The following is a 24,263-nucleotide window of genomic DNA, read 5'->3' as shown; positions in this document are numbered from 1 at the left end:
GGGAATGACAGTATAGATTCCCTTGGGAAGCGGGAATCCATTGAAATAACTATTTTGTCATTCCCGTGCAAACGGGAATCCAGTGAAAGACTATTCTGTCATTCCCGCGAAAGCGGGAATCCAGTGAATAATATCTATCTGGATTCCCAATCAGGTTGGGAATGACAGTATAGATTCCCTTGGGAAGCGGGAATCCATTGAAATAACTATTTTGTCATTCCCGTGAAAACGGGAATCCAGTGAATAATATCTATCTGGATTCCCAATCAGGTTGGGAATGACAGTATAGATTCCATTGGGAAGCGGGAATCCAGTGAAAGACTATTTTGTCATTCCCGTGAAAACGGGAATCCAGTGAATAATATCTATCTGGATTCCTTTGTATTGCTTGGAATGACAGCATATCAATACTTAGGGAGTTGAAGGGGCCGTCATATATTGCACCTGTAAAAGACCCCCTGTGAAAGAATCTCGTCTTCACCTCTTCGGGTACCTGTTCGTGATGGGGAGCCTCCTGTCCCTGCCGAAGGCCTTAGGCGTGATCTTTACCCCAGGCGGGGCCTGCCTCCTCTTGTATTCGTTGCGATCGACCATCTTCACGACGTCAAGCACGGTCTCGATGTCATATCCTCTTTTCGCGATCTCTTTCGGGTCTTCGTCTCCCTCTACGTAGGCGGACAGGATCGGATCGAGTACCTCGTAGGGGGGGAGTGAGTCCTCGTCCTTCTGGTCGGGCCTCAGCTCCGCGGTAGGGGGTCGCTCGATGACGCTCTTAGGGATTACCTCTCTCCCTTCGATCTTGTTGACGTATTCCGAGACTTTATATACGGTCGTCTTGGGGACGTCCTTGATAACGGCGAAGCCGCCCGCCATGTCTCCGTAGAGGGTCGCGTAGCCGACCGCCATCTCGCTCTTGTTGCCGGTGGTCAGGACGAGCCAGCCGAACCTGTTGGAAAGGGCCATGAGGATATTCCCTCTGATTCTCGCCTGGAGGTTCTCCGCCTCGACCCCCGGCTCCCCCTCGCCGAAGGGGCCTTCGAGGAGATCGAGATACGATATGAATATCGGCTCTATGGGCACTGTTATCAGCCTGATTCCGAGGTTCTTCGCCGTCAGGTCAGAGTCTTTGAATGTCTCATCCGAGGTGTACATGGACGGCATCGTGACGCCGATGACGTTTTCTTTGCCTAAGGCGGCTACCGCCACGGCGGCGGTCAGCGTGGAGTCTATCCCGCCGGAGAGGCCGATCACGACCTTCTTGAAGCCGTTTTTCCTCACGTAATCTCCGGTTCCCAGGACGAGGGCCCTCCATATCTCGTCTATTTCGCCGTGATTTTCATACTTCCTTCTGGCGATCTCGGGGATCGGCCTGTCTTCAGCCGTCTTTCTTTTGCCTCCCTCCGTTTCAATAACGATCTCCGCATCTTGGGCCTCCCTCCTCGGAAACGGGACGGCGGTGTCGATCTCCGTATCCGCGAAGTCGGTGATGAAGAGGTCTTCTTCGAACCTCTTCCCCATGTCTATGACGTTTCCCTCCCTGTTCACTACGAGGCTCGTCCCGTCGAATACGAGTTCGTCCTGGCCGCCGACGAGGTTGTTGTAACAGACGAAGGTGTTAGTCCTGACGGCGAAGCTTGACGCTATCTTTTTCCTGATCTCAATCTTCCCGGCGTGGAAGGGGGAGCCGGAGAGGTTGAGGGCGATGTCCACGTCGTTGTCTAATGCGAAATTTTCCACCGGGCTTCCCTCTATCCAGATATCCTCGCATACTGTCACCATGAGGCGCTTGCCGTTCAGGAGAAAGGTCAGGGGCTCGTTTCCGCTAGTGAAATAGCGCTTCTCGTCGAACACCCCGTAGTTGGGAAGCTCCACCTTGTGGTATATCGCCAGCAGTTTTCGGTCATAAATAAGGGCGGCGGCGTTGAAGACCTTGTCTCCTGCGAAGTCGGGAAAGCCGACGACCGCGGCGATCCCGTCCGTGGACTCGAAGACGCTCTCGATCGCCTTTCTGCAGTCCCTCAGAAATTGCGGCTTCAAGAGGATGTCTTCCGGGGGGTATCCGCTTATGGCGAGTTCCGGGAACGTGACGATGTCCGCATCGGCGTCTACGGCCCTTTTAATGTAAGAGGCGACCTTGGCGGAGTTGCCGCCAAGGTCGCCAACGGTTGTGTTTATCTGTGCCTGGGCGATTCTCAAAATGCCCATTTTCCCTTCCAAAAAACGGTTGGTAAAAGATTAAATGATGGGGAGGTAGTTGTCTATCTCGTATTTGCTGACGTGTATTCTGTACCTGTCCCACTCTATTTTCTTGTTCTCGATAAACTTGTAAAATATGTGATCGCCAAGGGCGTCCCTTACAAGCTCGCTCTTTTCGAGCTCGCCCACCGCCTCGAAGAGGTTTCCCGGAAGCTCGGTGATACCCCTCTCCCTCCTCTTCTCCGGGCTGAATTCATACAGGTCTTCCTCGATCGGAGCCGGAAGGGTGTAGCCCTCCTTGATGCCCTTGAGACCCGCGGCCAGCATCACCGCAAAGGCCAGGTACGGGTTGGCGGCGGGGTCCGGCGAGCGAAACTCCATCCTCGTGGCCTTCTCCTTTCCGGGCTTGTACTGGGGCACCCTCACCATCGTCGACCTGTTTCGCCTCGCCCAGCTGACGTAGACCGGGGCCTCGTAGCCGGGGACGAGGCGCTTGTAGGAGTTCACCCACTGGTTGCACACGGCCGTTATCTCCCTGGCGTGCTTCAGGATTCCCGCTATGTAGCTCTTCCCCTCGGCCGAAAGGCTCATCGGATCGTTGGCGTCGAAAAAGGCGTTTCTGTCATCCCTGAAGAGGGACTGGTGGACGTGCATCCCGCTCCCGTTCTCCCCGAAGATCGGCTTGGGCATGAACGTTGCGTGGTACCCGTTGAGTCTCGCGATCTCCTTGACGGTGGTTCTTAGGGTCATGAACTTGTCGGCCATCCTGAGGCCCTCGTCGAACCTGAGATCGATCTCGTGCTGGCTCGGCGCGACCTCGTGGTGGCTGTACTCTATGTCGATCCCGAACTTCTGGAGCGCGAAGATCGTCTCCCTCCTGAGCATCGAAGCCAGATCCAGGGGGGTCGCGTCGAAATACCCGCCCGAATCCAGGGTCTTCGGCTCGTCCTTGCTGGCAAAATAGAAGAACTCAGGCTCTGGGCCTATATAATATATATAGCCCTCGTCCTTCGCCCTCTGGAGGAGCTTCTTGAATGCATGTCTCGGATCGCCCGCGTAAGGCTCGCCCGTGGGCTCGAGTATGTCGCAGAACATCCTTGCCACCGGCCTTTCCTCGTCCCTCCAGGGAAGGAACTGAAAGGTCGATGGATCCGGCTTTGCGATCATGTCGCTCTCTTCGATCCTCGCAAAGCCCTCGATAGAAGAGCCGTCAAAGCCCATTCCCTCGGACAATCCCTCCTCCAGCTCGGACGGGGTGACGGCAAAGCTCTTCAGAAATCCGAGTATGTCCGTAAACCAGAACTGGATGAAGCTGACGTTCCTCTCCTTGACGATTTTTAGCACGTCTCTCTTTGTGTTTACAATCATAGTTTTTTCCTTATCCTGTTTTGAGTGTAGAATATTGTAATAACTGGGATTTTAGGATTAAATCCTTGAATCCCAGTTATTTAGGTTCTTCTTTGTCTTTATGCCGAACCTTTCGACAAGTTTGCACTGTATCGTTGTAGTTTTTAACCGGCGCTCTTACTCCCCTTCTTGGGTTGAAGGATCTCCGGGATGTCGAGTCCGGTGGCGCTCTTTATCCCCTCGAAAAAGGCTGCAGTCGAACCCGTGAGCCCCTTGACAAGCGTCGGTAAGCCGTTTCCGTCGCCGTTGTCCAAGATCGTGAGCTTGTCCACCCTCAGGTTATCCTTGACGACGCTCGTTATCTTGTCCAGGATCATGGGAAGCTGCTGGATGAGGAACAGCTCTCTCGTCTCGTCCTTCTCCCATTCCTCCCTGAGGAGTTTGACAGACTCCGCCATCGCCTTGCCGTCCTCGACGATCCGCGCCGCCTTTCCCTTGGCGTAGAGGATCTTCGCCTCTTTGTCCGCCTGGGCCGGGACCACGGTTTCCGCCTCGTATTTCTTCTTGTTCATCTTTATCCTGGCGTCTTCGAGCTTCTCCTCCTCGGTCACCCTCGCTATGTCTCCCGCGACGCTGGCCCTGGACTCCGCCCTGTTGACCTCTTCGGCCAGCTTGGCCTTCTTTATCTTGTAGCTGTTTTCAGCCTCGATTACAGCAAGCTCCGCCTCGTATTCGGCTATGCTCCCCTTCCTCTTTGACTCCGCCGTGGCGATTCTCGATTCGGCCTCGGTTTTCGCCTCCGCTATGATGGCGTCCCTCTTGACCTCCGCATTCTTCTTGCGCCCTATATTATCCATGTACCCCTCGGGGTCGGATATGTTCTTTATCTTGAAGGTGTCGAGGACCAACCCCAATTTCCTGAAGTCAGCGCTTGCCTCGTCGGACACCTTTTCGGCGAACTCCAGCCTCTTCTGGTTTGCCTCCTCGGGGGACAGTGTGGCAAGGACACCCCGAAGGGAGCCCTCTATCGTCTCCCTGGCGACCTGAGATATCTCCCCCATGTTCCTGCCGAGGAAACGCTCCAGGGCGTTGTTGATTCCCTCCGACTCGCTTCCGGCCACCTTCACGTTTGCCATCGCCTCGATGTTTATCGGGATGATCCCGTTTGTCAGCGCCCCGATCAGCTCCATATCCACCGTAAAGGTATTGAGAGGCATCCTCGATACCGACTCGATAATCGGGATCTTGAGTCCTCTTCCGCCCTTGATTGCCCTGTACCCCACTATCGTGCCGTCCTTCAACTTCCTCTTTTTGCCCGAGAAAATGAGAAGCTCGTTCGGGGGACACACATGAAGGTTAGCCTTGATAAACGCAATGATCACGGCGATTGCAATTATGGCAATCGCTATCAATATACCGATCGTTTCCGGTTTTAGACTCAGCACATCCATTATAAGCCTCCTTACTGTTTTTGTCAAAAGTCAAAATTTGTAAACTGTCGATCTTCGATAAGATTTTCACTATTTTAACTCCTTTTAACCTATTGCCGACCTTCCCCTCTCCCCCGTCCTGATCCTGATGACCTGCGGCAGGTCGAGGACGAATATCTTCCCGTCACCGATGTTTCCGGTCTTCGCCCCCTTGATGATGGCGTCGATCGTCGGCTCCACGTACTCTTCATTCACCGCAATCTCGAGTTTGATTTTTTTCAAAAGATTTACTTCCTCGGGGACACCCCTGTAGACCTCTTTGTATCCCAGTTGCCTCCCGGAGCCGAGGGCGTTTGATACCGTCATCAGATAAATCTCGTTTTCGTAGAGGGCCTGCTTGACGTCGGGGAGTTTATGGGGCTGTATTATCGCCACGATAAGTTTCATTGTTAACCTCCTTTTTTATTCCGTGGTGAAGATCTGAAAGCTCGGATACGACTCCATGCCGTGCTCTTCGATGTCAAGGCCTCTCAGCTCCTCTTCCCTCGAAACCCTGAATCCCACCAGGTGCTTGATCACGTAAAAGAGGAGAAGACCCGTGGTCATCGCAAAGGCAAACACGGAGACGACGCCCAGCGCCTGGATACCCAACAGCTTGAAGCCGCCGCCGTAGAGAAGACCGCCCTCCTTGGCGAAGATCCCAACGGCTAGGGTGCCCCAGGCCCCGTTTACGCCGTGGACCGCGATGGCGCCCACGGGATCGTCGATCTTCAGGACCTTGTCAAGAAAGAGTATCGCCAGGACCACAAGCACCCCGGCAAAGAGCCCGATCCAGATGGCCCCGCCGGCGGTCACGAAGGCGCATGGGGCGGTTATTCCCACAAGCCCCGCCAGGGCGCCGTTGATCGCCATGCTTATATCCGGCTTTTTAAACATCCACCATGAGGTGAACATCGCCGCAATCCCCCCGGCGCCGGCCGAGAGGTTGGTGGTGGTTACGATATGGGCGATATCCTCTGCGTCAGCAGCCATTGTGCTCCCCGCGTTGAATCCGAACCACCCGAACCATAGGATGAAGGCTCCCAGGGCGGCAAGGGGTATGTTGTGTCCCGTAATGGCCTTTGGTGTCCCGTCCGATTTATACTTGCCCACTCTTGGTCCCAGGATGATGACGCCCGCAAGGGAGAGCCACCCGCCGGTTGAGTGAACTACGGTCGATCCCGCAAAGTCGAGCATTCCGAGGCTTCCCAGCCAGCCCCCTCCCCAGATCCAGTGGCCGATCACCGGGTATATCACGGCGGAGATGACGATGGAATAGATGATGTAGGCTACAAACTTCGTGCGCTCCGCCACCGCCCCGGCAACGATGGTCGCCGAAGTTGCGCAAAAGACGAGCTGAAAGAAGTACTTCGCCTCGAGAGGGACGATGGTCCAGCTAAGCGAGTCGAACGTCGTCCCCGTCGGATCGCTCAGGAAGAAGCCGCTGGTGCCGAACAGGGCGTTCCCCGCCCCGAACATGATCGCAAAGCCTACCGCCCAGTACGTTATGGTTGCAAAGCAGAAATCCATTATGTTCTTCATAACGACGTTGAGGGAGTTCTTGGCGCGGACGAATCCCGCCTCTAAAACTGCGAACCCCGCCTGCATGAACATGACCAGCACACCGGCTATCAGCACCCAGACCGTATCGAGGGCGGCCTTTGTAACGTATGTCGCCTCTTCGGTCTTATCTTCCGCGGCGGTGTCGGCGCCGTCTTCCGCGGCTTCATCGACGACCGCCGGAGGAGGGACCTCTCCCGTGGGGGTCTCCGCCCCTTCCGCCGCATCTCCCGCCTCTGAAGCGGTGTCCTCTGCGGTGGTAACCACTTCCGTCGCCGGCGCCCCCTCTTCCTGAGCCACGGCCGCAGGGAAAATGGGAATGAGTACCGTAAACAGCAGAAGCATCACCATGAGAATCGCCTTTCCAACAAATAGTCTTCTCATAAACAACCTCCTTTAAGTTATTCCGTTCCGATTTCCTATGTAGCGAGCCACTATAGGGAGATATGCCTGCGGCATATCCCTTTTCAATCTTGATTGAGATACTATCGCAAGTTTTGTGCCAAGCGGCGGGAGGTCGCCGTTAAAAGTGAGGTGATGTTTTATAAGGGCTTGATATTATTGATTTAATAGTTTTAAATGAAATCCGGTTTTTTTGGATTGATCCAATATCTTGAAAGTTTGGCGGATTATGGGGGCGGTCAGGCTTAAAAATGCTACCTTATGGTAGGAATAGCTTAATAAAGCTACCGTTTGGTATGAAATCTTCCAGGCTCGATCCCGTGTTTTTTCACGCGTATCCCCATCAGCCTCTCCGATATGCCGAGCTGCCTCGCAGCGGCGGCCCTGTTTCCCCTCGAGGACTTAAGGGCGTCCAGGAGCATCTCCCTCTCCAGCGAATCGAGGGCGTCTCCAAGCGTCGCCTTTACGGGGGTCCCCGTGGCCTCGGCGGTCTGGAGGGTGGGGGGGAGGTGGTGGCCGTGGATAACGTTGTTGTTGCTCAGGATCACGGCCCGCTCTATGGTGTTTTCGAGCTCACGGACGTTTCCTGGCCAGTGGTAGCACATCAACATGTCGATGGCGGGGGTCGATATTCGCCTGATGGCCTTGTTGTTCTCTTTTCCGTACCTCTCGGCGAAGTGGTCGGCCAGAAGAAGGATGTCCGTTTTCCTGTCTCTCAGCGGGGGTATGTGGATGGGAAAGACGTTCAGACGAAAGTATAAGTCCTCCCTGAAGCTCCCTTTTTCTATCAGCGCCTCGATGTCCCTGTTTGTGGCGGTTATTATCCTGACGTTCACCTTGATCGTATCTGTCCCCCCGACCCTCTCGAACTCCCGCTCCTGAAGGACCCTCAAGAGCTTGATCTGGGTCTCCTGGGAGAGGTCCCCCACCTCGTCAAGGAACAGGGTCCCGCCGTGGGCAAGCTCGAATCTCCCCTTCTTCGTCTTGAGGGCGCCGGTGAAGGCCCCCTTTTCGTGGCCGAAGAGCTCGCTTTCTATGATCGTCTCCGGCAGCGCCGCGCAGTTGACCTTTATGAAGGGGCTGTTCGCCCTCTGGCTGTGAAAATGGATGGCGTGGGCGACAAGCTCCTTTCCAGTGCCGCTCTCCCCCTTGATCAGCACCGTCGCGTTGGTCTTGGAGACCCGCATGATCAGGTCATAGACCTCCTGCATCGCCTTGGAGTTTCCTATGATGTTGTCGGGCTTAAAGCGGTCCTTGAGCTCCTCCTTCAGCCTGACATTCTCGTCAAGGAGTCTCTGGCGCTCCTCCTGGGCGGATCTCCTCAAGTGGACGGCCTGGGCTATCATGGAGGATATGATGGAGAGTATTCGGATGTCGTCATCGAGGGGGGCCGTTTCGCTGTAGGGCCTGTCGAAGCTCAGGGCGCCGATAACCTCGTTTTCCAGCTTTATGGGGACGCAGATGAAGGAGACGTCCTTGTCGGCGAAGCTCCTCCCCGCTCCGGTCCTGTTCAGGAACTGGGGCTCCTCCGAGATTCGCGAGACGACAACCGGCTTTCCGGTCTGGACGACTCTTCCGGTTACTCCCTCGCCCAGCTTGTATCTCCCCCTTTTCATCTGGGAATCGGAGAGGCCGTAGGCGGTGTCGATGAAGATGTCGCCGGTCTGCCTCTCGAGAAGCGTGATGGCGCCGTGAACCATCCCCATGTGCGTGGCCATCTTTTCGAGGACAGGGCCCAGGACATCCTCGATCTCCATGCTGGAGTCGAGGGTCTTGCTGATTTCGTAGATGAGGCTCAGCTCCGTGGTTTCCCTGCTTGTCCTTGAATATTCCGTTGATGTCTCCATCTCTTCTTCCTTAAAAAGCCGACTTAAATTCGATTGGATCGACCTTTAAATGGAGTTTTGCCCAAAAGCTACCGTTTGGTATGATCTAACCTACTATCCTACTGTATTGTAGGACATGTTTACGACTTTATCAAGCTTTTTTCGACCTTACAGGTATGATAAAGGCAAGTTGTAAATATTATTTGATGCAACAAGTCAAAACCAGATCGGCGAACGGGAGAAGGCTGGGGAACTAAGAGGGTGGGGAAAGCGGCCGATTATCACCCCGAAGTTGATATCCATCATATTCGATTTGTATTCGATTTTAGATAAGAATCGACCACCAATTGCTACATAGGGGACAGCCGCTCTGATTTTATCTCTATTTCAAAACTCCCTTTTTCTCCTTGCAATCCTGATGTAGACTATGGTCGAGGCCATGAATACGAGGAGAATTGCGAGAATGGAGATCCATGAGAGGAGGGGGCTTCTTTTCAAAACGGGGTAGACCTTTGTGATGACAAGCTTTTCATAGTCGAAGACGATGTCAAACACTTCCCTGATCGGATACACCCGTTCGGTAATTTTCCCCGTTTTCGGATTCACGCTGATCACAATTACGTGGTGAAAGCTGCATTTATTCTCGTCATAGCACAGCTTTGAGCCGCCCCCGCCCGTGATGATGTAGTCCACGCCGTCCTTGTTTAACCTGTAGTAAGAGTGGAAATCGCCGCTGAAGAAGTAGTCCACATCGAACTCCTTCATCAAGGAGAGAAACTCCTCCTCCCTCTCAAGGGGCCGAAATTTCTTGGCCGGTATTATCGAAGTCGGGGGGATGTGCATCAAAACGAACGTCAAAACGGCGTCTCTCGATTCCCTGGCGAGCACCTCCCTCAGATAGTCCACATAGTTGTCGTTGTAGCAGTCGTTTGCGGCGACAAACAGACACCCGTGATGCTTGAAGAAGAAATTTGCAGGGCCGTAGGTCTCCTCGAAGTCCTCAAGAAAAAATGCGTTCGGCTTTGATTTGTATTTTCCCAGCGCGATATCGTGATTTCCCGCGAGAAGGAAGACAGGAAACATCAGCTCTATTTTAGAGTACCGGTAGTTGAAAAAGCAGTGGTTCTCCTTCTCGGGATTTTTCACGAAGTCCCCCAGGAAAAAACCGAAATCGGGTGTTTCGTGGAACTCGATATTCTCGATGAAGTGTACAAAATGTCTCTTTAATCCTATATCGCCGACAACGAGAAAGGTGAACGGCTCCATAATTTTTTCGTCGTCGTTGACCATCATGATGTTCTTTTTGTGGTTTCCTAGAAAATTAGGGGGTTTGGATTTGCATACCCATCTCCCCAAGATTATCGATGATGCGAGAAAGACGAGCATCAGGAATGCCAAGATGGATACGATCAGAAAAAAACGCCTCATTTTAAATAGCAGTTCCTTCATAATAATCCTTTGAAAAAAAATTGATATTGCAATTGTAGGGTAAGATCGGCTGTTTAATCCGCTCTTATTAAGCGGGTCGTTGTTTCCTGAATTTTCGGGGAAGGGAGACCGGGCGACAATTTTTCTTGCGCCCCCAAATTCTCCATGCTATCCTTAATCCATTATGCAATCGCCATACGTATCCAGTCCCTACAGGTTCTTTATACTTTTCGCCGGCGCATACGACATTCTCGCGGGCCTTTCGGGATTTTTCCTTTACGCCGTTTTGTACCTTTTTATGAGCGCAATAGACCCCAACCTCCCGATGACGCCGGATAAATCCTTGGAGATGGCTTGGCTCAAGGTGAACGGCGTCTTTTCAGTATTTATCGGCCTCGGATACGTTTTCCCTTACGTAAGCTACGAGAGGTACAAATTCTACATCCCGGTCTTCGGGGTCGCCCTAAGGGCCTGGGCCGGGATCTTCCTCGTTTACGCCGGACTCTTCTGGGGACTCACCTTCATCCTTGTCATCTTCGGCGCGGTCGACCTCCTCTTCGCGGCTCTGTTCGTCTACTTCCTGAGCGACTACAGGAGGAAGAAGGCCCACATTAGAAACTATTAGCCTCACGCCTTTGCTCCGGGGGGATGTGAAAGCCTGATTTTCATCTTCTCCAATACCTTCTTTGTCTCGGTGTTCACCTTGTTGCGCATCCTGAAATAGTCCTTGTCAAGCTCGATCCAGTATTCCAGCCTGAAGATGAGGGAGAAGTCGAGATAGTCGTAGAAGTCGCACCGGACGTTCTCCGTTATGCCGTCTATGCTCTTTACGGTCTTGATTATCGTATCCGTTGCCTTTTCGATGGATGCGGCGTTTACGTCCACGGCGACGTGGATATTGCTTACCACCCTTTTCGCCTTTCTCGCCGATATGTTTTCCAGCACCGAGTTCGCTATTTCGCTGTTGGGGATAAAGACCTTCGTGTCGTCCCATGTCCTGAGAGAGCTCATCCTCAGGCCGACCTCCTCTATCGTTCCCTCAGTACCTTTAAAGAGGACGACGTCGTCAATCTGAAAGGGCTTGTTCATAAAGATGTTGAAGCCGCCGAACATGTGGCCTATCGTGTCCTTGGCCGCCATGGCGATGGCCACACCGCCGAGGCCGAGGCCGGTAACCAGGGATAAGACGTCGTAGCCGAGCTCGGAAAGGAGGACGATAATCACCATTATCCAGATGGCGATCTTCGCAAGGTTGGAGATCACCGGGATGACCTGATCGTCCAGCTTAGATTCCGACTTTGCCACGAGGGGGGACAAAAACCCCTTCACCACAACGTCCACGAGCCTGACCACGAGCCACGTGACTATCAGGAGAAAGATAATGGTCAAAACCTGGGATATGAATTTCTCGAATTCCTCAGATAGATTCAAGGTCTTAAAGGCCACCCAGAAACCGACAACGACAAGAATCAAGGATATCGGCTCCTCGATGAAATCGATTATCATATTGTCCAGCTTCGTGTCTGTCTTATTGGTCAGTTTACTTATCTTGTGTTTGAAGGTATAGTAGATGGCCTTCGCCAGAATGGCGAAGCCGATGATGATAAGGAAGAAGTATAGGTACTGAACCAGGGTGTTGCCGAAATAAGTCTGGGAGAGATAATCAATAAGTTTTTCCATTAAGTTGCCTCCGTTTTTCAAATCAAGATTTAAGTCTTAGAGTTAATAGTTAATATTACCCGTAAATGGTTTCAATCAAATCCGTCAGGGAGCTACCTCCTTCAGCGCCTCGGAGATGTTATTGACCCTGACGTATCCATCGGGGACGTTGAAGAGATCGGGGGAGGGTGCCCCCATCTTTATATCGATCAGCTCCCACCTGGTGATATACAGGTCGGAGCCCGCCTTGAGCCTGTATTCCGTCTTTATCGGGAGGTGATTCAGGTCCGCGGCCAGCCATTCGGTGTAGCGGGTGAAGCTTCCGTCGAGAAACTCCTCCTTGACCCTGAATTTCTCGCAGGCGTAACCCCGAACCTCCTCGACTCCGAGGGACTTCCTCGAGACCTCGTTTGCGGAGGGGCCGAACGGCTCAAGTGTCCCGCCGAAGATGAGGCTCTGGCCGGAAGGGGTTTTGCCCGAAGATGAATAGTCCCCGGCATTGTCTTTGTTTCGCTCGTTCCCTGTTTCTCTCTTGATCTCGAAGTAACGTCTCCTCTCCGGTATGAGGACAAATGTCAGCTTGAGGTCCCCCCTGTCGACCGTGACGTGGCTGTAGCCAAGCTCCCCGCACTTCGGCGTCTCGTACCTTGTCTTGTTTCCGTCGATTGCGACGAATCCCTCCTCGGCCTCCTCAACGGCGCCGTTGACAAGGTAGGTCAGCCTCGTCTTTGCGGTGAGCCGAAGGCCGGAGAGTTCCTCCCCCTTCAAGACTCCCACATCGACCATATCGTCAATATTGCCTGTGCTGCCTTCCCCCGTCTCCGGAGTCAATCCAGTTTCCGTGCCCGGGGAACCGGCGGTGTCCTCGACTTTCTCCCCTCCCCCGGAGCATGAGACGAAGGAAAACAGGATGAGTATAAAGATCGCGGATAAGACAAGGGCGCCAGCCGGGGCGCCTTCGGCATCCCTCTTTAGCAGTCCTGTTTTTGACTTGTTTCTAAACATCCTTGGCTATAGATAGGTCCCTGAACAATTCGGGCATTCTACCATTAATGGAGGGGATATGTAAACTCCCCTAAGGGAATTTTTTTGAGATTTGTCTGGAATCGATCGACTTTCCTTTGAGATAAATGTCAAAAGTTAAAATCGTACCGTTCGAGGCCCGGATTCCGCACTTTGAGCACCCCCTTCGCCCCCTCTTGGCCCTTGATGAAATACTCGAAGAAGACAACCACGTACCTCGCTATAACGGTGTGCCTCTTCTCCTCGGCGGCCCTGTCTCTGCGCCTAAAACTGCTCTCCGCAAACGTCAGGTGATCCGCCCCCGAGATCACAAGGAGGAACTTCGGCTCAGCAAGACACCGATACTGGAGGTTTAATCCCTCTTCCTTTCGCCCCCTCTCGTCTTCGCCGTACATCAGCATGGCGGGGACCTTAACACCGGTCATCTTGTCGCAGGCAAAGACCCTGTCCCCCGGCCCCGACATCGCAACGACCGCCCTGATCCTCGGATCGCGGGCGATATCGATTACCCCCGATACGGCAAGCACGCTGTACGCCCCCAGGGAGTGGCCGACGGCCCCGATCTTTTCCGGGTCCACGAGGCCGTAAAAGGGGGACGCGGGATCACCGCCCGCATTAACTATCCAGTCTATTGCGGCCGACACCTCCATGTACCTGTATCTGAAGTGGCCGGTGTCGTATTCGCCGCTGGAGAGCGCCCGGCTTAATCGTATCGCCCTTTTTGCGAGCTTGGATCCGTATCCCCGCTCCCTTACGAAGCCCTCCTTTAAGCTGCACGCCTTCAGGTCGTCGGTGTGGTCGGGGGCGATCACGATGAATCCCGACCCCGCAAGAGACTCCACAAGAAAGGCGGACGAGTGGGAGCAGCCCGAATAGCCGTGGGAGTATACGATTATCGGAAGCGGGCCGAGATCTTTGTTAGGGGCGGCGTTTTTGATCGCCTTTCCCGTAACCGCGCCGTTTCCGAAGTCGTAGGCAGCCCTGGCGTTTCCTCCAGCGGCCGGGTACCATACCCCGCATAAAATTTCATATTCGCCCCCAACCGAAACCGTGACGACTTTAAAGCCTACGGCCTCATCCGCCATTGTTTGGGCGCAAAGGGTAATGATAAAAATAACGAGAAAAAATAAAATGTACAGCTTTTTCATCATGTCAGCTCCTGTAAGAAAGTGTGACCTGTAAGATTCGTTTCATTGACAATTGGAAGGCGATTGAAATAGGAAATTCGGGGTGATAATGATGACCGGCGGATGGAAAGCTCCCCCATTTGATATGAAGTTGGCCCTCCATCTCTCGGGCGCATCCGATGCCGGGAGGATCAGCTGAAGGCCTGCTGCGTCCTCGATATGATCGAATCCTGGAGTCCGCGGCTCAGGTCGACGAAATAGGCGCTGTACCCCGCCACCCTGACGATGAGGTCCTGGTATTTTCCGGGATTCTCCTGGGCGTCCAAAAGAGTCTCCTTGTCTACCACGTTGAACTGGACGTGGCTGACCCCGAGTTCTCCCCATGTCCTGATGTACGACTTAAACACCTCCTTCATCTCCCCCTCCAGGGCCGAGGGGGGGAACTTCTGGTTCAGGAGGTGGTTGTAGGTCTTGGTGGTGTCTATCTTTGAGGCGGATTTCAGGACGGCCGTTGGGCCCTTCCTGTCTCTCCCCTGAATCGGGGAGAGGGTCGCGTCGCTGAAGGCCTCCCCGTCCCTCCTGCCGTCCGGGGTTGCGGGGGTGTTTATGGCGACGCCGTAGGTGGCGGATACGGCGCTCCCGTCGCCACGGCAGGGGTTCCCGAAGCGGTCGGTGAACTCCGCCATCACCCGGGCGGTCTCGTGGTGGACCCGGACAGCGATCTCGTCGGCGTAATCGTCGTCGTTTCCGTACTTAGGAGCGTTCAGCATCAGCTGTCTTATCTCTTCATAACCCTCCCAGTTCTTGTCCATCGCCCTGATAAGCCCGTCCATCGTTACCTTTTTGTCCTCGAAGACGACCTTCTTGATCGCCGTTATCGAGTCGGCCGTGTTGGTGGGGCCCATTATGATGCAGATGTCGTGGACGCTCGACGGATAAGCCCACTTTCTCGAATCCATCCCCTTCTCGATGCACCCGTCCAGAAGGGCGGAGTAGAATGGCCTGGGGAGGTATTTTTCGTACAGGTTACGGCAGGTGTTCTCGATCTTGTTGAGTTTCCCGAAGAAGAAGCGCACCTGCTCGAGATAGGCGTCCATCAGGTCGTCGGCCGATTTGAAGGACCTCGGGTCGGGGGTGGGGGCGCCCCACTGCTCCCCGGTGTCCGGATTTTTACCCATGTGAAGGGCCCACCAGAGGCACTTGGTCAAGAGGATCCCTCCGTAGGCCCTCCTGGCTATGTTCTTGCCCGGAAGCTCCAGGTAGACGCAGCCGGTGATCGCGTAGTCCCTGGCGTCCCTCTCCGGGACGTCCCACCCCGTAAGGGTGGGGAGAATCGACTTGTCGTTGAAGAGGGAGGGATAGCCGATACCGGTACGAATCACATCTATCGTCTTCGAGAGGAGTTTGTCCGGCGTCCCGTCGTGGTATCTCAGGGCGATGCTCGGCTCCAGCGTCTTCATGCTCTCGGCCGTATCCAGGACGAGATAGGTCATCTCGTTTGTGACGTCGTCCCCGTTTTCGTCCACACCCCCAAGGGTGATCGCCTGAAGGGACGCCACGCCTCCGTATACGGCGGTCAGCATGGGGGAGTAAACGAGCCCCAGCTCGTGAAACTTGACCCAGAGGAACTGAAGAAGCTTCAGCCCCTCCTCTCTCGTGATCGCTCCCTCTTTCAGCTCCCTCTCGTAGTAGGGGCCGAATATCTTGTCGAACCGAATCCCGATTCCCAGCGTGGAATACTCGATGTATCGAACGACGTGTATGAAGAAGAAGGACTGGAGGGCCTCGACCAGGTTTCGCGGGGGATTCTCCGGCACCCACAGGCAACTCTTTTGAATTTTTTCAAGCCTCCGCCTGTCCTCGGGATCTTTGGCCTTAAGGAGCAATTCTACCGCAAGCTCGGCGTAGCGGTGGGCGAACTTTATCACTGCATTGAGAGATATTATAACGGCCTGCAAAAACTCCTTCTGATCGACGTAATCGAGAGGCACAATCCGGTCAAGCTCGTCGAGGCGGTTCCTCGCCTCCTCGATGATACCCTTGAGGCCTACCCTAAATATCTTTTCGTAGTTCGGGATTCCGAGCTCCGACCAGTGCGTCCACATGAAGGTCCCCTCGTACCGCCAGTACTTCAGCTCGTCGCCGGTGAAGGTGTTTTGCTGGATGTCGCTCATCGATCTTCCGCGCCAGTAATCGACCAGTTCCCCCAGCTCCTCCCTGCCGGCGTCGTCAAGGAGACCCTCCCCCTCCTTTCCGCTGACCACCCTCTTTACTGAGCGCCAGTTCATGTCTATGGGAAAGTAGAGGCCTTCAGGCGTTGATACGTTGTTTCCTACTATCCTCTCCCAGTCCTGGATGTAGATGTCCATCTTTGAGAGGATGTTGTAGAGACCCTTGGCCCGCCTCATCACCATCGGCTCGTCCTCGGTCTCCCTGTACGATTCGGTCAACAGCCGCGACCTCTGTATGTCCAGCGTGATCCCGGGGCGGTACATGCCTCTCGCCGACTCGTCCTCCGCGTATCCCCGCCTGACGTTCCTGACCGCCTTGATCTTCAGCTTCTCTTTAAGATTTAACGCCTCAGATTCCATGGTCAACTCCCAAATGTTTACAGGTTTTTAATTAGTTTATAGTCGATATTGCGCCAAAAGTCAAGGACAGGGGAAAGCGGCAGGCTCAAGGGGTGCGACGGCTCTTGAGACCTGCCCCTTGCAAACTGTTGATCTTCTGTCTTCAGCTGATATTAAAGTGTCATTTTAGAGGGGGTCATTTCCTCAAGACTCAAAATCGGGGGCAACGACATTAATCAAGTGCGGCTAATCCCGTTCCGTCAAAGTATAGTAACAGGTATCGTCCCCCATCGCCTTGCACTTGATCTCCCTTACTATATACTTTTTCTCGCCGTAGGCCCAGTCCGACATGTATTGGAGCGCCCCCGCGGTTGTTGCGCAGATCGGCCTCTTGGATTTGTAATTTATACAGGTAAGGCAGTTGAAGACGTCAAAATCCGCCTTTCCGTCGTCGCGCATGACTATTCTCCCCTCGCTGGTGGCGAGGCTCCACAGCTCGAGGGCCTTCAGGAACTTCTCGTCCGGTTCGAGTCCCTCCTTGTCGTCAAGGACGTGTCCTATCTCCACCGCGTATTTGGCTCCGGTAAATCCTATGCGTCTCCAAACGCCCAGGGCGCCCTCGAGTCCCAGAATATCTGCGACCTCCGCAATCATTTTGTCCCTCTTGCCCTCGGTGACACAGGGATTGAAATCATAGGGGGGAGGATTCTCGAATACGTCAAGGATGCCGGCTCCCTTGAAGATTATCTTGCACCCGTTCTCCCCCAAAATCTCGGTTATGGCGTCGATGGAGCATCTCATTGTGATGTTGGAGACCATTCCCTCTTGGGCCATCCTGTCCTCCTTTGACCTGCCGATAATATCCATATCGGTTCAAGAAGACAGCGAGCGCCATTTTGCGGCAGGCACAAAAAGATGTTTAGAAACAGACCCCTTTGTAAAATCGATCCCCCAAGCTCGTCTTTAGAATGACCTGCAAGGTCAATTAAACGCTGCTGAAATCTATCCGATGATCTCGTAATCTATCTTATAGAGGCACTCGTCATCTCCCAGCAGCCTGCATTTCACCTCATTCACCGCCACCTTTGTTTCCTTGAAGATGTTTCCGATCTCATACAGAATGCCCTTAATAAAGGAGCAGGAAGGCTCCTTGAATTCCTTTAGTTTTTCACTGTCTTTGGTGTATATCTCACACTCCGTGCAGTCCGGCCTGTGGATGAGTATCTGTCTGGTCTCGCCGAAGTGCTCCATCGTCTTGTCCGGATCGTATCCTGCGTTGGTTATATACGCCCGGTAACCCAACTTTAGCTTTTCGATAGGGTCTAATTTCATGGTAATGAGGGTTTGGAGGGGCAAGGAGTGCTTTACAATGTTCTTTACGGAGGTTACACCCCCCCTGAACATTATGATGTCGTATCCTTTATTCCCCACGATCTCCCTGACCCCGTAAAACAGCCTTGTTACATCATCGAAAGCGACCCTGGCTTCGGGGTCGTAATCGACCGGGTTATTCACCATCCAGCCCAACCCGGCGAAGTTCAGGACGGAGTTTTTACCGCTTTTTCCCAAGATGTCCTCTATTGCATCCACGACCGATCGATAAGACAAATGAGTTAGAGATTTCCCTTCTGTCATTGTCAAGTTCCTCAAGTTATGAAAAGCAAGTTTATTAAGAAGTCAGTTTATTTGAAATGTAATTTTGAGTGACTCAACTTCCGGTCGGAGAGGGTGTGCTTCCGTGGGGGCAAACAACAAATTACATATCTGCTTTAACGGTATCACTATATATATGCATAATTATAGCAAGTTTCATCTAAAAAGTGCATCTAAATCGGCATCGCTTTTAGACCCTCGGAGTCTCCGGTTGGGCGAGGGAAGACGGCCCTTGAAAAGGGAGATGGAGGTTATTACATGAACAGGGGACGGACACAAGGCCCGTCCCCGATGTCGAGACGCTTACGTAAAAAATCCTTGAGGTCAAATTTCCCTTTAGTATCTCTTTATCTTGCCGGGGAGGATAAAGGGGTAGCCCTTTCTCGTGATCTTCGTCCTGATGAAGCGGTCTACTTTTCTGAAGAACAGCCACAGCCGCCATATCAACACGTCCTCCCTGTAATAGCTGTTGACCTTCTTCATGGTGATAGGCTCTATTTTAAGGTCTTTCGCCTCCGTCTCAAAGAAATCGTTCGCCAGGTCGATGAGGGCGGGGATCAGGTCGGAGCGCTGTTCCTTGTAGAAATTTGCGACCAGGTCGATCGTCGAGAGGTGGAAGTCGTAGTAGCGGGAGATCACGTCCTCGACAAACAACAGGCGGACAATCCAGAGGAGAAAGGAGGGGGCCGCCCTCAAGATCAGCTCCGGATCGAGCTGCTCCACGCCGTCCTTCCTGAAGAGGGGAGTCGTGGTGTCGATGAAGAAGAACTCGGTCTTTTCGGTGATCTTCGGCCTTTTGGGATCGAATCCCTTTACCGCCCAGTTGGATATCTGGGCGTCGAGCACGATATTGAGCTTCTTGTTCTTCTTGTTGAAATCGAAGGTCTTCTTTATCTCCCTTAATATGAGCCTTACCAACAACATGATCTCATCGTCTGTTATCGAGTGGATGATCTTGTGGGCGATTGACGCGGGGTCGAGGATCTTCTGGACGCCGAACATCACGATCTGGCCGTCGTCGTTTTCGATCACGACGGAATCGAAGGGGGGGACCGTGATGCCTATCTTGTTCAGCAGGTCGTTGTACTCATTGTATACCGCCCTGTACTTCTCGGCCTCCTCCATGTCCTCGAAGATGGGCATCCTCTTGTAGGCGAGGTCACCTTGACCCTCCCCAGTTATGGTGAAGACCGTGGACATCTCGCCGTATCCGAGAACCTTGGTGGGAACTTCGTTATCCTCGGGATTCCTGGGGTCCAGTCCCCTCTCAAACCTCATGAGGAGGTCCCTGTCGATTTTCAGTTTGGTCATAAAAATAATCCCCTCAAAATGGATTGATAAAAATAATTTGCTACCTATTTAATTTAAACACTATCTTATTCAGAAAACCGGCCGCAGGCCTCAATAGTCTAAAACATTCTATATAATTGATCCGTCGATTGCAATCACTATCAATTTCTCTTTCCGGCTTAAGGGGGAAACCAACGGTCACTTTCTTAATGAAACCGGAAAAGCCCGATGTTACTTGTCTATTTATCAGCGCTAAGGTCGTAGAGAAAAACCGAGGAGGCAACGCTGTTAAAGGAGTCTACCCTCCTTCCGGCCTTGTCGAGACGATCGAGATAGCTCCTTTTCATCTCCTCAATCGTTTCCTCCCTGTATATGTGGGAGAATATGACCCAGACTCTCTTTTCGCCTCTGATTCTATTTAGCTCAAAGGAGTATATATATGGATTCTTGCGGATAAGTGAGTCGGAATAAACAGGCTCGTCATCAAATCCGTATCGCGGCGCGTAATATAGAAATTGGTGGATGGCGCCATGATAGGTATATATGACGTCTCCGGGCTCCCAATGCGCCTTCATATAGTTCAAAACGGGCCTTATCTCTTCTCGCTGTATGGGGATAAAAAGGTAGTTTCCCTTCTTTACAAAAGAGCAGATCAAAAGCGTTACCAGGAGAAGGGCCATAATGGCGGTGGCGACCCGAGACTTCGCACACCTTTTCAGCGTCTCGACAATCCCCTCCGAAATCAGCAGGATCGGTATGGGAATCAAAAAGAGGAGCAGCCTCTCGTAAAAGGGATAGAGCTTAAGGGCCGATGCCGCAAGGGTAAAGAAAAACGGCATAATCATAAATAAGATGAGCTTCTTATTTCTGTGAAACAGAGAAAATGTGCCGATCAAAAAAAAGACTATCCAGAATCCCGACAGGGGATACATGCCGAGCATTAACTTATTTTTAAATATAGAGACAAAGTGCTCATAGTACCACATAAGGTCCGAAGCGGAGGTAATCGGAAAGGGGGCGAAGTGAATCGACCAGTAGCCGAAGAGCCACTTCTTGTCCATCTCGTTTTTGACGGTTGAAAAGGAGAAATAGTCCGCGGCAAAGGAGAGCAGCCAAAACAGAAGGATCGGGATGACCGCGTAGAGCTTTTTCCACTCTCTTTCCCATATCGAGAATATTATGAGGGTCGTCCCTGCTCCAGCCATAACGAATATAAGGGGATGGGAAAACCAGATCATGATACTCCCGAGGAGGGCCAGAACAAGCGAGGTCTTTAAATCATACTCTTTTTTTTCGGCATACAACAATGCCAGATATAAGAGCATTGTTGCCATCACGTCACATGCGTACTGTTTTGCCTCTACCGAATAGTAGAGGAGAGACCACGTCGTTATAAAGATAATAAGCGCGACCGGAACACTCTCTTTCTTCAAGACCTTTTTGGAGAGGGAATAAAAGAGGGGGAGCGAGATCAGGCCGCAGATAAGGGGAAAGAGTCTCAGGGAATATTCGGAATTTCCGAAGACGAGGGTTATCGCCTTTTCCACAAAGAGGAAGCCCAGCGGCGCGTACTGATTGTAATCGAGATGCTCGATAAGCCCCGAAAACGGCCTGTTGATGATATTTAGGGCAAGGGCGGCCTCGTCGATCCAAAGGGACTTGCAGTAGAGATACTGATAAATGCGAAGGAATGCGCCTACGGTGATAACATATATAGGAAGCCTGTCAGATAAATATATCCGCTTTACGGTGGAAATCAATTTTTTCCCCGTCTCACTCCAGGGGACTCCCATTCCTTTCGCACTCGATCATCAATTAAAAAACCTGTACCAGATGATGTAGAATACAGCCAGAATCCCGTCCCTCCAGCCGATTTTCTTACCCTCCTTGTACGTGCGCCCATAGTAGCTGATGGGAATCTCGTATATCCTATGTTTCCTTCTTGTAATCTTGGCTGTGAACTCCGGCTCAAAGCCGAACCTGTTCGATCTGAAGGTAAGCTCCCTCAACACCTCGCTTTTGAAGACTTTGTAGCAGGTCTCCATGTCCGTGAGATTTATGTTGTTCATCGTGTTGGAAAGCAGCGTAAGGAGCTTGTTCGCTCTGTAGTGCCAGAAATAAATGGACCCTTGGGGGCTTCCCAAAAAACGCGAGCCGTACACCACGTCCGCAATCCCGTCGACGATGGGTCCCAGGAGCTTCCCGTACTCGCTTGGGTCGTATTCGAGATCTGCGTCCTGAATTACAACCAAGTCCCCGGTTAAAGCCATAAATCCGGTCCTCAACGCGGCCCCCTTCCCCCTGTTTTTGTCGTGATATAAAACCTTCAGGTCTTTTCTGCTCCTTGCCAGCCCCTCCAACTTAATCCTTGTTCCGTCCGTGGAGAAATCATCGACTACGATAATCTCCCTTTCGGCTACCGTTTCGATTATGGCCGAATCGACCCTCCTCAATATCTCTTCGATGGTATTCTCCTCGTTATAGACCGGAACGACAATAGACAATTTCATGGAATTTGCCTTCATTGCTCCAGAATAATGAGGAAGAACGATAAATTCTGATAGTAATTACCACTAAGTAAATCTTCTGTCAAGATAAAAAAATAGCCCGATTTTGGCTGTTCAGCGGGACCAAAAGTAAAAATCCTGGATATTTTAAGGAAATAGACTAATATAAAAAAGTCTGCGATAAATAAACCGGGCCTTGGAATATTTAATGATTAGTGGTATATTCACCTAAGGTTTTTTGCAGGAAGATTAAGGTAAACTAGATATGAAGAAGCAGCTGTACACAAACGGAGCGGTGGTCACCATGGAGACCGAGGGGGACCTCCACGAGGCGCTGGCGGTCGAGGGCGATAAGATCCTCGGGGTCGGCGGCATGGACGAGATGAAGGATATGCTGGGAAAGGGTTACGCCGAGGTAGACCTGGGAGGGGGTGCGCTCCTTCCCGGATTTATCGACTGCCACCTCCACGTCATACTCTCGGCGTACTTCAAGATGAACCTCGACCTAGCAAAGATAAGGTCTCTCGACGAGTTCCTAAAAACCGTAAAGGGCGAGGTCGAAGCCGCCGAGAAGGGGAAGTGGATCATGGGGCTCCGCTTCAGGGAGGACGACTACCCGGAGAAGAGGCCCCCAACGCTTATGGAGCTCGACTCCGTCTCCCCGGAAAACCCTTTGGTCCTTTTGAGGTACGACGGCCACTCGGCAATTGTCAACTCCCTCGCCTTGAAGGAAGCCAATATAACGGCAGACACCCCGAACCCTCAGGGCGGTTTGATAGAGAAGGCCGGCGGCAGGCCCACCGGCGTCTTGAAGGAGCTTGCCATGAAGCTGATAATGAGCGCGGTCCCGACGCCGGAGATAGAGGAGTTTAAAAGGGGACATAAGATGTTCACGGACCTTATCTTGTCCTATGGGATCACCGGCGTGAACGGCATCATGCAGACCGGGGAGGAGGGGCCCTCCGGCGCCCTGGGGCCCTTCGAGATACCTATATTCAAACTCTTCGAGGGGGACTTCCCGATCCGCAACTACCCGATGATCGCGGCCCCGGACGTCCCTACGTTCACAAAGGCCCTTGCCGACAACTTCGGCGGAAAGAAGACAGGCGGGAGGTGGAGGGGCGGAGCGCTCAAGCTCTTTCTGGACGGGACGTTCGGCTCCAGGACTGCCTACTTCACCAAGGACTACCACGACTCCCCTGGCGAGAGGGGGATGCTGGTCCAGTCGATAGAGGAGATCAAAGAGACGATCTTTGCCGCACAGCGGGAGGGGGTTCAGGTGGCGACCCACGCCATCGGCGACAGGGCGGTGAGCGAGCTGGCAAAGATATACCGCGACGCCCACAAAGAGGTCGAGATCGGGGGGGGCAAGACAACGCTCCGCCACAGGATCGAGCACGCCGGGATGATAAACCCGGAGGACTATGGGGCGATAAAGGAGGGGGGGGCGATCTGTTCGTTCCAGCCGTCGTTCATAGCCTCCGAGGGCTCCTGGATAGAGTCGAGGGTTGGGGGGAGGCTCAACAGGGTCTACCCTATAAGGTCGATACTGGACTACGGCATCCCTGTATGCGGCGGCTCCGATTCCCCCATCGAAGACCCAAGCGTCCTGACCGGCATATGGGCCGCGGTGGTAAGGGAGGGCTTCACGGCCGATCAGTCATTATCGCCCTTCGAGGCGGTCTCCCTCTACACGAGGATGGCGGCGTATGCCTCGTTTGTGGAGGATGCCAGGGGGACGATCTCCAAGGGCAAGCTTGCCGACTTCGTCCTCCTCGATAAAAACCCGATGGATGTGAGGCCGAACGAGATCAGGGACATCGAGGTAAAGATGACGATCATAGGCGGGGAGACGGTCCGGGGGGGATAGGAGACACAGTAAGTTTAAATTTATGGGGGGGCAAGAGGAATCGCGCCCCTTCATTTTTTGCGGCCGGATTTTGTTGTTTCGTGAAATAATATTTTTTGACATGACAATAATTAATAACTATAATAATTTAGGTAAAAATCGGACAATGGATTGGAGGTTTTAAGATGAAGAGTACAAAGAGCTTGATTGGAGGTGTCATCAAGATAGTTGTTCTGTCTATTATAACCGGCTTTTTACTCACCGCCTGCCTCACCGAGGCGGAAAAGGCCAGCAACGAGGGGATCAGGAAATCGCAGAAGGGGCTTTACGGCGAGGCGATCGAGGAGTTCAACAGGT

The 24,263-nt window shown here is 52.8% G+C and carries 18 protein-coding genes; 2 read left to right on the top strand and 16 right to left on the bottom strand.

Going from position 1 to position 24,263, the window contains the following annotated elements:
- Window positions 1-477: 477 nt before the first annotated feature.
- The 7 genes from JW984_12780 to JW984_12750 form a co-directional block, all read right to left on the bottom strand.
- Window positions 478-2,205 (bottom strand): NAD+ synthase, encoded by a 1,728-nt coding sequence (locus tag JW984_12780; GenBank protein MBN1574063.1) that lies wholly within the window; start codon window positions 2,203-2,205, stop codon window positions 478-480.
- Window positions 2,206-2,235: 30 nt separating this feature from the next.
- Window positions 2,236-3,564, bottom strand: a complete 1,329-nt coding sequence (locus JW984_12775) for a glutamine synthetase (GenBank protein MBN1574062.1) — start codon at window positions 3,562-3,564, stop codon at window positions 2,236-2,238.
- Between the two features lie 143 nt (window positions 3,565-3,707).
- Window positions 3,708-4,994 carry a flotillin family protein gene (locus JW984_12770; GenBank protein MBN1574061.1) on the bottom strand — a complete coding sequence of 429 codons (1,287 nt, stop codon included), beginning with the start codon at window positions 4,992-4,994 and terminating at the stop codon, window positions 3,708-3,710.
- Between the two features lie 84 nt (window positions 4,995-5,078).
- Window positions 5,079-5,420, bottom strand: a complete 342-nt coding sequence (locus JW984_12765) for a P-II family nitrogen regulator (GenBank protein MBN1574060.1) — start codon at window positions 5,418-5,420, stop codon at window positions 5,079-5,081.
- 15 nt (window positions 5,421-5,435) lie between these two features.
- Entirely contained in the window at window positions 5,436-6,917 is a 1,482-nt protein-coding gene (gene amt / locus JW984_12760; protein MBN1574059.1) for an ammonium transporter, read from the bottom strand.
- Window positions 6,918-7,258: 341 nt separating this feature from the next.
- The gene (nifA, locus tag JW984_12755; protein ID MBN1574058.1) at window positions 7,259-8,821 is read right to left on the bottom strand and encodes a nif-specific transcriptional activator NifA; all 1,563 of its coding nucleotides are present in this window, start codon (window positions 8,819-8,821) and stop codon (window positions 7,259-7,261) included.
- 366 nt (window positions 8,822-9,187) lie between these two features.
- Entirely contained in the window at window positions 9,188-10,249 is a 1,062-nt protein-coding gene (locus JW984_12750; protein ID MBN1574057.1) for a metallophosphoesterase, read from the bottom strand.
- A 163-nt stretch (window positions 10,250-10,412) separates the two neighbouring features.
- Between JW984_12750 and JW984_12745 the strand changes: the two genes are divergently transcribed.
- The gene (locus JW984_12745) at window positions 10,413-10,853 is read left to right on the top strand and encodes a hypothetical protein (protein MBN1574056.1); all 441 of its coding nucleotides are present in this window, start codon (window positions 10,413-10,415) and stop codon (window positions 10,851-10,853) included.
- 2 nt (window positions 10,854-10,855) lie between these two features.
- Here JW984_12745 and JW984_12740 read toward each other — a convergent pair whose 3' ends face one another.
- From JW984_12740 to JW984_12700, 9 genes are all read right to left on the bottom strand, one after another.
- Window positions 10,856-11,908 carry a mechanosensitive ion channel family protein gene (locus JW984_12740; protein MBN1574055.1) on the bottom strand — a complete coding sequence of 351 codons (1,053 nt, stop codon included), beginning with the start codon at window positions 11,906-11,908 and terminating at the stop codon, window positions 10,856-10,858.
- An 84-nt stretch (window positions 11,909-11,992) separates the two neighbouring features.
- Window positions 11,993-12,892 (bottom strand): hypothetical protein, encoded by a 900-nt coding sequence (locus JW984_12735; protein ID MBN1574054.1) that lies wholly within the window; start codon window positions 12,890-12,892, stop codon window positions 11,993-11,995.
- Between the two features lie 128 nt (window positions 12,893-13,020).
- Entirely contained in the window at window positions 13,021-14,061 is a 1,041-nt protein-coding gene (locus tag JW984_12730; protein ID MBN1574053.1) for a hypothetical protein, read from the bottom strand.
- Between the two features lie 167 nt (window positions 14,062-14,228).
- Entirely contained in the window at window positions 14,229-16,628 is a 2,400-nt protein-coding gene (locus JW984_12725) for a hypothetical protein (GenBank protein MBN1574052.1), read from the bottom strand.
- A 225-nt stretch (window positions 16,629-16,853) separates the two neighbouring features.
- Window positions 16,854-17,441: a 4-vinyl reductase gene (locus tag JW984_12720; GenBank protein ID MBN1574051.1), complete on the bottom strand. Its 588-nt coding sequence runs from the start codon at window positions 17,439-17,441 to the stop codon at window positions 16,854-16,856.
- A 168-nt stretch (window positions 17,442-17,609) separates the two neighbouring features.
- Window positions 17,610-18,242: a hypothetical protein gene (locus JW984_12715; GenBank protein MBN1574050.1), complete on the bottom strand. Its 633-nt coding sequence runs from the start codon at window positions 18,240-18,242 to the stop codon at window positions 17,610-17,612.
- Window positions 18,243-18,596: 354 nt separating this feature from the next.
- On the bottom strand, window positions 18,597-19,571 hold the full coding sequence (locus JW984_12710) for a hypothetical protein (protein ID MBN1574049.1): 975 nt from the start codon (window positions 19,569-19,571) through the stop codon (window positions 18,597-18,599).
- Window positions 19,572-19,789: 218 nt separating this feature from the next.
- On the bottom strand, window positions 19,790-21,310 hold the full coding sequence (locus tag JW984_12705; protein ID MBN1574048.1) for a glycosyltransferase family 39 protein: 1,521 nt from the start codon (window positions 21,308-21,310) through the stop codon (window positions 19,790-19,792).
- Window positions 21,311-21,361: 51 nt separating this feature from the next.
- Entirely contained in the window at window positions 21,362-22,060 is a 699-nt protein-coding gene (locus JW984_12700; GenBank protein ID MBN1574047.1) for a glycosyltransferase family 2 protein, read from the bottom strand.
- A gap of 262 nt (window positions 22,061-22,322) precedes the next feature.
- On the opposite strand from JW984_12700, the gene JW984_12695 reads away from it, so the two are divergent.
- A complete protein-coding gene (locus JW984_12695) occupies window positions 22,323-23,927 on the top strand; it encodes an amidohydrolase (protein ID MBN1574046.1) in 1,605 nt (534 codons plus the stop codon).
- Window positions 23,928-24,263 lie beyond the last annotated feature (336 nt).

Origin of the sequence: Candidatus Zymogenus saltonus, assembly GCA_016929395.1 — a bacterium.
GTDB lineage: Bacteria > Desulfobacterota > Zymogenia > Zymogenales > Zymogenaceae > Zymogenus > Zymogenus saltonus.
Note: the sequence above shows the minus strand (reverse complement) of the source record. Positions and strands in the feature narration are given on the sequence as shown.

Coding starts and splice junctions, on each gene's coding strand:
- JW984_12720 (MBN1574051.1), bottom strand. CDS start 17,441: ATGGCCCAAGAGGGAATGGTCTCCAACATCACAATGAGATGCTCCATC.
- JW984_12695 (MBN1574046.1), top strand. CDS start 22,323: ATGAAGAAGCAGCTGTACACAAACGGAGCGGTGGTCACCATGGAGACC.
- nifA (MBN1574058.1), bottom strand. CDS start 8,821: ATGGAGACATCAACGGAATATTCAAGGACAAGCAGGGAAACCACGGAG.
- JW984_12775 (MBN1574062.1), bottom strand. CDS start 3,564: ATGATTGTAAACACAAAGAGAGACGTGCTAAAAATCGTCAAGGAGAGG.
- JW984_12740 (MBN1574055.1), bottom strand. CDS start 11,908: ATGGAAAAACTTATTGATTATCTCTCCCAGACTTATTTCGGCAACACC.
- JW984_12780 (MBN1574063.1), bottom strand. CDS start 2,205: ATGGGCATTTTGAGAATCGCCCAGGCACAGATAAACACAACCGTTGGC.
- amt (MBN1574059.1), bottom strand. CDS start 6,917: ATGCTTCTGCTGTTTACGGTACTCATTCCCATTTTCCCTGCGGCCGTG.
- JW984_12765 (MBN1574060.1), bottom strand. CDS start 5,420: ATGAAACTTATCGTGGCGATAATACAGCCCCATAAACTCCCCGACGTC.
- JW984_12745 (MBN1574056.1), top strand. CDS start 10,413: ATGCAATCGCCATACGTATCCAGTCCCTACAGGTTCTTTATACTTTTC.
- JW984_12770 (MBN1574061.1), bottom strand. CDS start 4,994: ATGGATGTGCTGAGTCTAAAACCGGAAACGATCGGTATATTGATAGCG.
- JW984_12710 (MBN1574049.1), bottom strand. CDS start 19,571: ATGACCAAACTGAAAATCGACAGGGACCTCCTCATGAGGTTTGAGAGG.
- JW984_12700 (MBN1574047.1), bottom strand. CDS start 22,060: ATGAAATTGTCTATTGTCGTTCCGGTCTATAACGAGGAGAATACCATC.
- JW984_12730 (MBN1574053.1), bottom strand. CDS start 14,061: ATGATGAAAAAGCTGTACATTTTATTTTTTCTCGTTATTTTTATCATT.
- JW984_12750 (MBN1574057.1), bottom strand. CDS start 10,249: ATGAAGGAACTGCTATTTAAAATGAGGCGTTTTTTTCTGATCGTATCC.
- JW984_12735 (MBN1574054.1), bottom strand. CDS start 12,892: ATGTTTAGAAACAAGTCAAAAACAGGACTGCTAAAGAGGGATGCCGAA.
- JW984_12725 (MBN1574052.1), bottom strand. CDS start 16,628: ATGGAATCTGAGGCGTTAAATCTTAAAGAGAAGCTGAAGATCAAGGCG.
- JW984_12715 (MBN1574050.1), bottom strand. CDS start 18,242: ATGACAGAAGGGAAATCTCTAACTCATTTGTCTTATCGATCGGTCGTG.